Source organism: Pectobacterium atrosepticum (assembly GCA_019056595.1).
Lineage (GTDB): Bacteria > Pseudomonadota > Gammaproteobacteria > Enterobacterales > Enterobacteriaceae > Pectobacterium > Pectobacterium atrosepticum.
The window spans coordinates 3,981,775-3,994,870 of the sequence record CP036163.1 but is presented as its reverse complement, the minus strand read 5'-3'; the positions used below and the strand labels follow the sequence as shown (position 1 = coordinate 3,994,870).

Here is a 13,096-nt window from a genome sequence, read left to right as displayed (position 1 = left end):
CGCGCTCTGCGTTTTTTTATGGGCTGCGCTATGACAGATAAACGCTTTTCGCCAGACAATACGCCACCTGACGCGTCCTCACCAGACAGCCCTATAGACACTATTGCAGCAGCACAGCCCCCCGTTTCGCCGCTGACCTACGCTGATGACATGTTGAATTGCCAGGCGTTGAAACAGCAATTGGAATTATTTCAGCTTTGGCTCGGTTCAGAATTCCGTTCCGGTGTCAGCGCGGAAAAGCTGATTGATGCCAGAACCTTATTCATCGATCGCCTGTTGCAGCGGCTGTGGTACTGTCACGGCTTTGAAAATATTGCTCAAACCGCACTGGTCGCCGTTGGCGGATATGGCCGCGGTGAACTGCACCCGCTTTCCGATATCGATGTACTGGTGTTAAGCCAGACAGAGCTAAGTGATGAACATTCCCAGCGTGTCGGCCAATTCATTACCCTGCTGTGGGATTTAAAGCTGGAAGTCGGCCATAGCGTCAGGACGCTGGAAGAGTGCTTGCAGGAAGGGCGTGCAGACATTTCCGTCGCGACCAATCTGATTGAATCCCGCATGATATGCGGCGACGTTGCTCTGTTTCTCACGCTGCAAAAACACGTATTCAGTGATGAGTTTTGGCCGTCACCCACGTTTTTTCCGGCAAAAATCACCGAACAGCAAGAACGTCATCAACGCTATCACAGCACTAGCTATAATCTGGAGCCCGACATCAAGAGCAGTCCGGGTGGGTTACGCGACATTCACACGCTGCTGTGGGTCGCTAGACGCCACTTCGGTGCGACCTCGCTCAACGAGATGGTGGGCTTCGGCTTTCTGACAGAGGCTGAACGTAAAGAGCTTAACGAATGCCAAAGCTTTTTGTGGCGCATCCGCTTCGCCCTACACCTGATCCTGCCACGTTACGACAACCGTTTGCTGTTCGACAGGCAGCTCAACGTCGCGCAGCTGTTGCAATATCAGGGCGAAGGCAACACGCCAGTAGAGCGCATGATGAAGGATTTCTACCGCATGACGCGTCGCGTCAGCGAGTTGAACCAGATGCTGTTGCAGCTCTTTGATGAAGCAATTCTGGCGCTGGATGCGAGCGAAAAACCCCGCCCGATTGACGATGAATTCCAGCTACGCGGCAATCTGGTAGACCTGCGCGATGAAAATCTGTTTATCAAAAAGCCGGAAGCCATCATGCGCATGTTCTACCTGATGGTGCGTAACCGTGACATCAGCGGCATTTATTCCACCACATTACGCCAGTTGCGCCATGCGCGTCGTCATCTCGCTAGCCCGCTTTGCACCATCCCAGAAGCGCGCCAGCTATTCATGAATATTCTGCGCCATCCGTATGCGGTAAGCCGTGCGCTGTTGCCAATGCACCGCCACAGCGTGCTGTGGGCGTATATGCCGCTGTGGGGGAATATCGTCGGTCAGATGCAGTTCGATCTGTTTCACGCCTATACGGTGGATGAACACACGATCCGCGTTCTGCTCAAGCTGGAAAGCTTCGCCGACGAAGATACGCGACCACAGCATCCGCTATGCGTAGAGCTCTACCCTCGCCTGCCCCAGCCCGAATTGTTGCTGCTGGCCGCGCTGTTCCACGATATCGCCAAAGGCCGTGGGGGCGATCACTCGGAACTGGGTGCGCTGGATGTACTGGAGTTTGCCGCGCTGCACGGGCTGAACTCGCGCGAAGCTCAGCTGGTTTCCTGGCTGGTGCGCTGCCACTTGTTGATGTCCGTCACCGCACAGCGTCGCGACATTCAGGATCCCACTGTCATTCAGCAATTTGCTACGGAAGTTCAGAGCGAAACCCGCTTACGCTATCTGGTCAGCCTGACGGTTGCGGATATCTGCGCCACCAATGAGACGCTGTGGAACAGCTGGAAACAGAGCTTGTTGCGTGAACTCTATTTCGCTACCGAAAAGCAGCTGCGACGCGGCATGCAAAATACGCCGGATTTACGCGAACGTGTCCGGCATCACCGCTTGCAGGCGCTGGCGCTACTGCGTATGGATAACATTGACGAAGAAGCGTTGCACCATATCTGGAGCCGCTGTCGAGCCGATTACTTCCTGCGCCATTCTCCAAACCAGATTGCCTGGCACGCGCGCCATCTGCTGGAGCATGATACCAATAAACCGCTGGTGCTAATCAGCCATCAGGCCAGCCGTGGCGGCACAGAGATCTTTATCTGGAGCCCTGACAGGCCTTATCTTTTCGCGGCAGTCGCTGGCGAGCTGGATAGGCGCAACCTTAGCGTGCACGATGCACAGATTTTTACCAGCCGCGACGGCATGGCGATGGATACGTTTATTGTACTAGAACCGGACGGCAGCCCGCTGGCACAGGATCGGCATGAAATGATACGGCATGCGCTGGAGCAGGCGCTGACGCAACGACATTACCAGCATCCGCGCGTACGACGGACATCGCCCAAGCTGCGTCATTTCAGCGTGCCAACCGAAGTCAACTTCCTGCCGACGCACACGGACAGACGCAGCTACATGGAGCTCAGCGCACTCGACCAACCGGGGCTGCTGGCACGTATTGGTGAGATTTTTTCCGATCTCAACCTGTCGCTGCACGGCGCACGCATTTCCACGATCGGCGAGCGGGTGGAAGATCTTTTCATCCTTGCCGACAGCGACAGGCGGGCATTGAAGCCGGAATTGCGTCTTAAATTGCAAGAACGGTTGACAGAAGCCCTTAACCCAAACGATAAAGTACCATTGAGTTAATTTTTACAATCAGGAAAGAGAAATCAGGATGCACCAACAATTACAGAACATCATTGAGACGGCTTTCGAGCGCCGCGCAGATATCACTCCGGCAAACGCAGACACCGTCACGCGTGAAGCCGTTAATCAAGCAATTAACCTGCTGGATAGCGGCGCCCTGCGCGTTGCAGAGAAAATCGACGGCCAGTGGGTTACCCATCAGTGGCTGAAGAAAGCCGTGCTGCTCTCTTTCCGTATTAACGACAACCAACTTATCGAAGGCGGAGAAACACGCTTTTTCGACAAAGTGCCAATGAAATTCGCTGACTATGATGAAGCACGTTTCCAGCGTGAAGGCGTGCGCGTTGCACCGCCAGCCAGCGTACGTCGCGGTGCCTATATCGCACGTAATACCGTGCTGATGCCGTCTTACGTCAACATCGGTGCTTATGTCGATGAAGGCACCATGGTCGATACGTGGGTAACCGTCGGCTCCTGCGCCCAAATCGGTAAAAATGTTCACCTGTCCGGTGGCGTGGGCATCGGCGGCGTTCTGGAACCGTTGCAGGCTAACCCAACCATCATCGAAGATAACTGCTTCATCGGTGCACGTTCTGAAGTGGTAGAAGGCGTTGTCGTTGAGGAAGGTTCCGTCATCTCCATGGGCGTGTTCATCAGCCAAAGCACCCGCATTTACGATCGTGAAACCGGTGAAATTCACTATGGCCGCGTTCCTGCGGGCTCCGTCGTGGTTTCCGGCAACCTGCCGTCCAAAGATGGTAGCCACAGCATGTACTGTGCCATCATTGTGAAGAAAGTGGATGCGAAAACCCGCGGAAAAGTGGGCATCAATGAGTTATTACGCTCCATCGACTAAACTAGGAACGGCGGGTTAAACACCCGCCGTTTTTTTTTACAGAGAAGGTGACGCTATGTATGACAATCTAAAAAGCTTGGGCATTACCAATCCCGATGATATCGATCGCTATAGCCTGCGTCAGGAAGCGAACAACGACATCCTGAAGATCTATTTTCGTAAGGATAAGGGCGAGTTTTTTGCTAAAAGCGTGAAATTCAAGTACCCACGCCAGCGCAAGACCATCGTGGCAGACAACAGCGGGCAGGGCTATAAAGAGATCAACGAGATCAGCCCAAATCTGCGTTATGTGATTGATGAGCTAGACAAGATTTGCCAACAGGAACAGGTTGAAGTCGATCTGAAACGCAAAATCCTCGACGATCTGCGTCATCTGGAAAGCGTCGTTTCTCACAAAATTACCGAAATCGAAGCGGATTTAGAGAAGTTGACCAAGAATCGCTAAATACGTTCACATCCAAAGGTAATCGTCGCTAAAACACCGAGTGATGATGGGAAGCAACAAAAACGGGAGCCATGTTAGCTCCCGTTTCTTATCTCAGCACGACATCACTGTGCGTCAACCAAATCTGCCCATTCTTCAACCCACGGGCATGAAATGACTTCAGGTTCAGGATTTTCGACAGCATCAATATCCAAAACGTTACCCAGACGCGTAGCACCTATTTCCTGCAATAAGGCATCGAAAAGATGACCGCCCGCGCAGAAATTCGGATAGCTACTGTCGCCCAGCGCAATGACGCCATAGCGCAGCGTGGGCTGATAGCCACCTTTTTCACGCAGTCCCGCATAAAGCGGAACAATAGAATCAGGCAGTTGGCCTTGTCCCGTCGTCGACGTTACGACTAAAATCGCATGCTCACGATAATCCAGCCAGGATTCCAGCGTCGCATCCTCAAAGACCTTAACCTCGTGGCCACGATCCTTGAGAATATTTTCGGCTTCTTCAGCCACCAGCAATGCATTCCCGTAGACCGTACCAACAAAAATACCAATCTGCGCCATGCTTCTGACTCCCTTTTTAATTCAATGTACTTAATACGACGGCAATACGCCGATATTACTCGACGAGATGACCGCTATCCTGACCTGACTCAGCAGGAAACTCAACCCCTTCAAACTCAGGGAGAATCCCTTGCCAGCCAAACTGCCTCACCACACCCTGCCACGGTGAATCCCAGCGTGCCTGCAACGTCAGTGGCTGTCCGCTCACGGGATGATTCAGCTGTAACTCGCTGGCATGCAACATGAGCCTGCCGCAGGAGAAATGCGTCTCCATACCACGATTATGTCGCAGGTCACCGTGCGCGGTATCGCCAATAATCGGATGGTGGAGATGTGACATATGGCGGCGTAGTTGGTGTTTACGCCCGGTCTGCGGCTTCAGTTCCATCAAACTGTAGCGTGCCGTTGGGTAACGTCCGATGGCAACTGGCATCTCAGCCTGCGCTAAAGAACGGTAATGCGTGACAGCAGGCTGCGGCGCTTTATCAGGATTGGCAAATTTATCGGCAATCTTGTCCAGCTCTTCGGTGAGCGCATAGTCAATCACGCCGTCATCCAGTACATAGCCCCGTACAACAGCATGGTACATTTTCTGCATCTGGTGCGATTCAAACTGCTGAGATAGCGCACGCGCCACTTCGCTAGACAGCGCGAGCAGCAATACGCCAGACGTCGGCCTGTCGAGGCGATGAACGGTATAGACGTGCTGGCCAATCTGATCGCGCACAGTTTGCATCACTACGATCTTTTCTTTGCGATCGAGCCAACTACGGTGCACTAACCAGCCACTGGGTTTATTGACGGCAACCAGATGCTCATCCTGATAAATAATCTCAAGCATCGTGCAGTGCGCCATCCTGTACATCTGAGCGAAACAGCTCATCAAGCAGCCCGAGGCGCAACAAAACTGCCGCCGTCTGTTCTGGCGTACCTTCCAGCGCTTCTTCAAAATAGGGGAGTAAAGCCAGCTCGGCGGGTAACGATAAATCACTATCCAATACCGCATGCATGCGCGGTAAAAAAACCCACTGCAACCATTCTTCAGGCCGCATGGTATCAAGGCAGAAGGGCTCAGTGCTGTTAAATGCCCCATCTTCCGGCGGAACAACCTGCCAGAAAGGGCTTTCCCTCAATGCGCGCTCAATATCGAATAATGACTGACGAACCAAATTCTCTCTACTCATGCTGTTTCTCGCCCTTGAAGCCAACAGTAATGGCGGCAAAGCATAGCATTGATATCAGCCTGACCCAATCGCCAGTAAGAAGACAGTCCGTCTACTCACTACTCCCGGGAACATTATCCATCTCTTGCTCAAACACCCTGCAAAATCCCTCTAAATTGGAGAAAAGTTGCTGCGTTTGTTCCTGACCCAAAGCCCCGAAAGCGCGTTCACTTAATATCTTCGATTGTGTCAAAATCGGCTGAGTTCGTTGTTTCCCCAACTCAGTTAACGTCAGAATCTTTTCCCGCTTGTCATGCTCGCTTTCAGTAATATCAATCAGCCCTTGTTCTTTGAATTGCTTGCAGATGCTAAACACGGTTTGTTTAGGCAGGCTCCATCGCTCACAAATATATTTTTGCGTGCATTTTCCGTCTGGGGATACCGCCAAAGAATGCAGAACCGCAAAGGCGTTTTGATTAAAGCCTAACTTCTTCATCCATTGTTGAAACAAGTTATCAAGGTGATTGAGTTGTCTGCCTAATTCATCTAATCGATGCATATGAAATATCCTACAAATGGGCTAATTGCTCAAAATCGCCAGGGCAATGAAATCCAATCACCGCGTTATCTATCCGACCTATTTCGGATGACAGATGCGCTGATATGATTCCAGGCCCATCCATAGGCTTCGCTCTATTGGGGTCTACTCGGCAGAGTTACCACTTCCCCAGTCACTGACACCTGCCAGCTTCCGGGGTATATATTCGGTTGCTGCCTTTCCGCGCGGCCGAATTATAGTGGACATGACGTACGTTAGTACACTTTTTCCCCTTTGAAATAGGTTGCCAACACGTTGGTATTTTTCAATTTTTCCAGATCTACGCTGCCAATATCGGTATCTACAATAATAAAGTCGGCGTTTTTCCCTTTCTCAAGACTGCCGGTTATATCACTGATGCCAAGCTGCTTCGCGCCATTAATCGTGTAAGCCCGCAAGCTTTGATCAAGCGTCATTGCCGCATCCGTTGGAGGAAGATAGCCAGCATTTGGCTGACCGCGCTTGATGGCATGATACATTTGGCTGAACGGGTTTACCGCATCAAAGGTATTAGCGGGATAATCAGAACCGAAGGTTACCGCGACGCCCTCGCGTACAACTTGCCCGAGCAGATATTGATGATTGTAGGCATCGCTACCAATTTTGGTTTTGGTTTCATCTTTTTCATTGAGCACCGTCCAGTTTGGCGTCGTTTGCAGGAATAAATTGTCCTTCATTGCGGCAAATTTCTGCACACCCTGCGGCTCAAACACTTGGTTGTGGGCAATCACGCGAGCCAAGTGCGGGTTAATATTTTTGCTAGCCTCAAATGCGTCTAAAATCGACTGCTGCGCTTTATCACCTATCGCGTGTACATGCACAGAGAAGCCAGCTTTCAACGCTGCTGCAACATTGTCGTTAATCTGCTTCTGGCTTAAAAATGGCTCAACGATGTTGCCATTGGGATAGGGCTTAAACATCGCTCCTGAGTCCATTTCAATCGTGCCATCCATAAATAATTTATACAGATTCATCGACAAATTTCCCCGGTTATATTTTTCACGCAGGGCCTTAAGGCTGGCAATATTTTGTTCCGTCGATTTGGCCGCATCATAAAAATAGCCGCGCTGATAATATACTTTCAATTTCCCCTGATCGTTTAAGCGGGCAATAGCAGCAGTTGTCGTGCTAAAAGTATCACCGACATCCGTAATCGCGGTAAAACCTAGCGAGTGGTAGGTATTTAAAATCGGTTTAAGTTGCTCGGCGACGTTTTCTACCGTGTTAAATTGCTGCGCGTCGACAACATTGTGCATCGCGCTTTCATGCATGAAGCCTGTAGGGTTGCCTTTGTTATCACGCTCAAAATAGTGTTTACCTGAGATAGGGTCGGGCGTATTCGCATCGACGTGGGCGATTTTCAACGCTGCGCTATTCGCCCATCCCGCGTGCATTCCGCTGTCATAAACCACGATCGGAATACTCGTGGAGACGGTATCTAAATCAGCAGCAGTCGGCAACGCGCCTTGTGGCAAGCCAAGCGAGGCAACGTTAAAACCTTGAGCCAATAAATAGTTAGCTTTTGGGTGCGCGGCTAAATAATCTTTTAATTGGTTCAGAATCTGCGTCAGGCTTGCCGCACCGTCAACATACACAAAATCACCCGCCTGCATCACCGCTACTGTTGCGGGGTGAGCGTGACTTTCAATAAAACCCGGTAGTACAGTTTTTCCTTCTAAATCAAATAACTCGGCAGCCGTTGCTTTAAATTGCTTCGCACCATCGTTTCCGCCGACGTAGATAATTTTTCCCTGTTCCACGACCAGAACTGACGCCGTTGGCTGTTGATCATTAACGGTATAAATCCGTGCATTTTCATAGACGGTATGTGCAAAAGCGTGGCTGGTGAACAGGCCAAGTGTGACTGACAGCATTTTTACATTCAATTTCATCACTGCGTTTTCCTTTGCTAAATAGTCCGATAAGTTACCAAAAGCTAATTTAGTAAAATTTCAGACTAATTGCAAACTATGAACGCAGGTTCAACGCCAAAACTCAGCGACAGCTCAGGTATAACATATTGAGTGTTTTTTCTTCGTAACGCGACGCTACGTCAATGCTTTCGGGGAGGGAGAAACTTGTCATACAGGCAAAAAGTTGGGGGTACTGATTGCTCAGCACCCCCGGTTCGTTTTATAGCTATCCCGCTACACATTTGCATCCCTGCTCATCCGTGAAAACTTTTCCTTTTTGGTCATCCTGACCCACAATCCTTGCTGGCGTCCCACTTTCGTCCTGACGTTTCCATCCTGTATCTTCCGTGATTCAATCCCTTTAGGCTCCTGCCCCACCGACATTCCTAATCGGCTCTCGGTCTCCTTCCTGGAGGTGTCCCTGATTTCATCCTGAAATCGTGTTTCTTCCTGAAAACCGCGCTTCTTCCTGAAGCGGCTGTTTCTTCCTAAAACAATGTCTCTTCCTGAAAACAGCCCGAGTGCAGTAACGTTATTTTGTTACCGACAGTCACCGTTACATACACTGTAACCGGTTACTAATTTAAGTAATAAGATGTATTAATTGTCAGCTTTCGGCAAGGGGTAAGTGGCAATGTTTCTCAAGCGCCCTTAAGCAGCACTGTGAATTCCGATTGTAATCCATTAATTAATAATGAAAAAATAAAAATGAAACCTATTTTCAACATTAAAGATAAGACATTTCTTACAGCAAATGTAAGAGATCTCTCACAAAGCCGAAAGTGAAATTCGATTAACCATTAGACCGCTAACGGGTTAAGGCCAGAAAGAAACGCCGCCAGCGTCGGCGCTAAGTGCTGACGTTTCTTCGTTCCGAACGCTTCCAGGACGATCTCCCCAGAAACATTACACAACGACACCATGGTCATCTCAGAATCGGTCGTCGCTAAAAACAGCGTCGGTGTGAGTTTAAGGCGTTTCTGCGTTAATAAATGGCCAATCAGATTTTCCTGCATTCGAGTGAAGTCCTCTTCACTCCACACCTGCAACAGTTGGCAAGATAGTGAATCAAATTGCGCCGCCATATCCCCGGCATATTGCGCGGTGTAGAAAGCGTGAACATCAGGGTGCAAGCTGATTTCCAGCGCACGCTCCACGCCATCCAATGCAACTGAAGGGGCAAAAGGCTGTGGCGACCAGTAAACCGTATCCTCATGATTTTCGACAATACACGGGGAAGGTATGCCGTAAAGTGCTTCACTGGCAGGTAAATGACCCTTCTCCTGCTGCCAACAGGCAACATAGCGCTGGGTAAACGCCGCCAGTGCAGAAACAACCTCATGCTCCATAATTTTTCTCATCACTCTTTTAGTCAGGTTAAACTATTAGCCATCACGCTTATCACATCAAGGTAACAGCATGTCCGTTTATGACAAGCATCAGGCCCTAAGCAGGCTAACACTGGGCAAACCCACTCCCTATCACGACCGCTATGATGCCGCACTTCTACAGCCCGTGCCACGTAGCCTGAATCGCGATCCACTCGGTATTTATCCTGACAGCCTGCCTTTTCATGGCGCAGATATCTGGACGCTCTACGAGCTTTCCTGGCTGAACAACCGCGGTGTGCCTCAGGTGGCTGTTGGTGAAATGCACCTTAACGCAGAAAGCCTGAATCTGATTGAATCAAAAAGTTTTAAGCTGTATCTGAACAGCTTTAATCAGACGACATTCGACAGTTGGGAAAGCGTACGCGCAACTTTAGCCAACGATCTGGCGCACTGCGCACAGGGAGACGTCAGCGTCACACTTTTCAAACTCAGCGAGCTTGAAGGTCAACCGCTAGCCGGATTCACAGGCGAGTGCATCGACGATCAAGACATTCAGATCGATAATTACAACTTCAACGCCGACTATCTGGCGACAAATGAACAGGATGCGCCGGTCGTTGAAGAAACGCTGGTCAGCCACCTGCTGAAATCCAACTGTTTGATCACCCATCAGCCTGACTGGGGCTCCGTACAAATTCACTATCGCGGTAAGCGCATTAACCGTGAAGCGCTGCTGCGCTACATTGTCTCGTTTCGTCATCATAACGAATTTCACGAACAGTGTGTGGAGCGAATTTTTAACGATCTCATGCACTACTACCAGCCGGAAAAACTCAGCGTTTATGCGCGTTACACGCGACGCGGCGGGCTGGACATCAACCCGTGGCGCAGTAACACCCCGTTTAACGCACCAAATGGCCGTCTGCCACGCCAGTAACCGACCGATAGGCCGCGTGCTTGCACGCAAAGATGCGTGGCGTCACGCAAGTTAGGAGATAGACTGCCGCCAGCATTGGAAAAAATGATGGCAGCGCGTTAAGGTGGTATACCAGACAACAAAAGATCCATAACGTCTGAACGGTGCTCAAGTAGGTTTCATTTAGGTTCGCGGTATTTAACTTGTTCGCGTAGCGGCTTAAATGAATGACATTCGTGCCATGTTGCTGAAACGTCGAGCGTGTAGCAATGGATCGTTCTCTCGGCAGCCAGCATGGCATCGCGAATTATATTGCGTTTCAAGGAGCAAAATTGATTACACATATCAGCCCATTGGGATCGATGGATTTGTTATCGCAGTTGGAAGTCGACATGCTGAAAAGTACAGCCAGCAGCGACCTCTACCGTTTGTTTCGCAACTGTTCCCTCGCCGTACTGAATTCCGGTAGCCAGACAGATAACAGCAAAGAGCTACTGTCTCGTTATGAAGACTTTGATATCAACGTGCTACGCCGCGAACGTGGCGTCAAACTAGAACTAGTGAACCCGCCGGAAGACGCCTTCGTTGATGGCAACATCATTCGAGCCTTGCAAGCTAACCTGTTCGCCGTATTGCGCGACATTTTGTTCGTCAACGGCCAAATCGCCAGCGCAGGTCGCTATCAGAACCTGAATCTGGAAAATTCCGCGCATATCACCAATCTGGTGTTTTCTATCCTGCGTAATGCCAAGGCGCTCCACGTCGGAGAAGAGCCGAACATGGTGGTCTGCTGGGGTGGTCACTCGATTAATGAAATCGAATACCTGTATGCCCGCAAGGTCGGCAGCCAGCTTGGCCTGCGTGAACTGAATATCTGCACGGGCTGTGGTCCGGGCGCGATGGAAGCACCAATGAAAGGTGCCGCCGTCGGCCACGCGCAGCAGCGCTACAAAGAAGGGCGCTTCATCGGCATGACCGAACCGTCCATCATTGCCGCAGAGCCGCCGAACCCGCTGGTCAATGAACTGATCATTATGCCGGATATCGAAAAGCGTCTGGAAGCCTTTGTCCGTATCGGGCATGGCATCATTATTTTCCCTGGGGGGGTCGGAACGGCGGAAGAGTTCCTTTATCTGCTGGGCATCATGATGAATCCAGAAAACAGCGAACAGGTGTTGCCGATTATCCTGACCGGACCGGAAGAAAGCGCAGACTATTTCCACGTGCTGGACGAATTCATAGTTGGCACGCTGGGCCGTCAGGCGCGTCGCTACTACTCGATCATCATTGATGACGCTGCGGAAGTTGCCCGTCAGATGAAGAAAGCGATGCCACTGGTGAAAGAGAGTCGACGCCACACGGGCGATGCCTATAGCTTTAACTGGTCACTGCGCATCGCACCCGATCTGCAACTGCCCTTCGAGCCGAGCCACGAAAATATGGCCGATCTTAACCTGCATCCGAATCAGCCAGCTGAAGAGCTTGCTGCCGCGCTGCGCCGGGCATTTTCCGGCATTGTGGCCGGTAATGTGAAGGAAGTCGGTATTCAGGCGATAGAGCAACGTGGGCCGTACAAAATTCATGGCGACCCTCAGATGATGAAAAGCATGGATACGCTGTTACAGGGCTTTGTCGCACAACAGCGTATGAAGCTGCCCGGTAGCGCCTATATTCCGTGCTACGAAATCTGCTCATAACCGCTCGCTCAACCAACACCTACGTGGGGAAGCCAGCTTCCCCCTTTACTCACGGATAGCACGACAGGAATGATGCGATGCCCGTCCATTTGCTGATTGTCGACGCGCTCAATCTAATACGTCGTATTCACGCGGTACAGGGTTCACCCTGTATCACGGCATGCCAACATGCGCTGCATCAACTCATACAAAACAGCCAGCCTACGCACGCGGTGGCCGTCTTTGATGATGAAGATCGCGATACCAGCTGGCGTCACCAACTCTTGCCGGACTACAAGGCGGGACGCACGCCGATGCCGGATAATCTGAAGCAGGAACTCCCGCAGATTAAAACAGCGTTTGCCGCCGTTGGCGTAGAAAGCTGGCATAGCCCCGGTAATGAAGCCGACGATCTGGCAGCTACGCTGGCGACCAAGCTGTCATCAGCGGGCCATCAGGCAACGATTATATCGACCGATAAAGGGTACTGCCAGTTATTGGCACCACACATTCAGATCAGAGATTACTTTCAGAAGCGCTGGTTGGATCTGCCGTTTATCGAACAGGAATTTAGTGTTTCACCGCAGCAGTTGACGGACTACTGGGGGCTGGCAGGCATTAGCAGCAGCAAGATTCCAGGCGTCGCGGGTATCGGCCCCAAAAGTGCCGCACAGCTCTTGCAACAGGCAGGAAATCTGGAAGCGTTGTACCAGCAATTGGATGCCGTACCGGAGAAGTGGCGCAAGAAGTTGGAACAGCATAAAGAAATGGCACTGATCAGCCGTCAAGTTGCCACGCTGCGTACCGACTTAACGCTTAATGGCAATCTGCAACAGTTGAGGCTACCCGTGCAGAGTAGCACTCAACCGCAGTCCTACTAGCGGCAGGATCAA

Annotated in this window: 12 protein-coding genes; 6 read left to right on the top strand and 6 right to left on the bottom strand. The window is 50.9% G+C overall.

Annotated elements, in window-relative coordinates; genetic code table 11:
• The first annotated feature begins 30 nt into the window (after positions 1 to 30).
• The 3 genes from glnD to DCX48_18850 are packed head-to-tail and all read left to right on the top strand — an operon-like array spanning position 31 to position 4,046.
• Positions 31 to 2,745 carry a bifunctional uridylyltransferase/uridylyl-removing protein GlnD gene (gene glnD, locus DCX48_18860; GenBank protein ID QXE16386.1) on the top strand — a complete coding sequence of 905 codons (2,715 nt, stop codon included), beginning with the start codon at positions 31 to 33 and terminating at the stop codon, positions 2,743 to 2,745.
• A 28-nt stretch (positions 2,746 to 2,773) separates the two neighbouring features.
• On the top strand, positions 2,774 to 3,601 hold the full coding sequence (gene dapD, locus DCX48_18855) for a 2,3,4,5-tetrahydropyridine-2,6-dicarboxylate N-succinyltransferase (GenBank protein QXE16385.1): 828 nt from the start codon (positions 2,774 to 2,776) through the stop codon (positions 3,599 to 3,601).
• Positions 3,602 to 3,656: 55 nt separating this feature from the next.
• Complete coding sequence (locus tag DCX48_18850) at positions 3,657 to 4,046, top strand: DUF3461 family protein (GenBank protein QXE16384.1); 390 nt, start codon at positions 3,657 to 3,659, stop codon at positions 4,044 to 4,046.
• A 104-nt stretch (positions 4,047 to 4,150) separates the two neighbouring features.
• Here the strand turns inward: DCX48_18850 and DCX48_18845 are convergent, their stop codons facing one another.
• From DCX48_18845 to DCX48_18820, 6 genes are all read right to left on the bottom strand, one after another.
• On the bottom strand, positions 4,151 to 4,606 hold the full coding sequence (locus DCX48_18845) for a flavodoxin (GenBank protein QXE16383.1): 456 nt from the start codon (positions 4,604 to 4,606) through the stop codon (positions 4,151 to 4,153).
• 55 nt (positions 4,607 to 4,661) lie between these two features.
• Positions 4,662 to 5,447 carry a tRNA pseudouridine(65) synthase TruC gene (gene truC / locus DCX48_18840; GenBank protein ID QXE16382.1) on the bottom strand — a complete coding sequence of 262 codons (786 nt, stop codon included), beginning with the start codon at positions 5,445 to 5,447 and terminating at the stop codon, positions 4,662 to 4,664.
• Entirely contained in the window at positions 5,440 to 5,790 is a 351-nt protein-coding gene (locus tag DCX48_18835; protein QXE16381.1) for a YqcC family protein, read from the bottom strand. Before DCX48_18835 ends, truC begins: the two co-directional genes overlap by 8 nt.
• 91 nt (positions 5,791 to 5,881) lie before the next feature.
• On the bottom strand, positions 5,882 to 6,328 hold the full coding sequence (locus tag DCX48_18830; GenBank protein QXE16380.1) for a MarR family transcriptional regulator: 447 nt from the start codon (positions 6,326 to 6,328) through the stop codon (positions 5,882 to 5,884).
• Between the two features lie 254 nt (positions 6,329 to 6,582).
• Entirely contained in the window at positions 6,583 to 8,259 is a 1,677-nt protein-coding gene (locus DCX48_18825) for an amidohydrolase (protein ID QXE17308.1), read from the bottom strand.
• An 821-nt stretch (positions 8,260 to 9,080) separates the two neighbouring features.
• A complete protein-coding gene (locus DCX48_18820) occupies positions 9,081 to 9,629 on the bottom strand; it encodes a SecY-interacting protein (protein QXE16379.1) in 549 nt (182 codons plus the stop codon).
• 70 nt (positions 9,630 to 9,699) lie between these two features.
• On the opposite strand from DCX48_18820, the gene queF reads away from it, so the two are divergent.
• The 3 genes from queF to xni all read left to right on the top strand — a co-directional run bounded on the left by queF (position 9,700) and on the right by xni (position 13,084).
• Positions 9,700 to 10,548 carry an NADPH-dependent 7-cyano-7-deazaguanine reductase QueF gene (queF, locus tag DCX48_18815; protein QXE16378.1) on the top strand — a complete coding sequence of 283 codons (849 nt, stop codon included), beginning with the start codon at positions 9,700 to 9,702 and terminating at the stop codon, positions 10,546 to 10,548.
• 311 nt (positions 10,549 to 10,859) lie between these two features.
• A complete protein-coding gene (locus DCX48_18810) occupies positions 10,860 to 12,224 on the top strand; it encodes an LOG family protein (protein ID QXE16377.1) in 1,365 nt (454 codons plus the stop codon).
• A gap of 77 nt (positions 12,225 to 12,301) precedes the next feature.
• Positions 12,302 to 13,084, top strand: a complete 783-nt coding sequence (xni, locus tag DCX48_18805; protein QXE16376.1) for a flap endonuclease Xni — start codon at positions 12,302 to 12,304, stop codon at positions 13,082 to 13,084.
• The last annotated feature ends 12 nt before the right edge of the window (positions 13,085 to 13,096 follow it).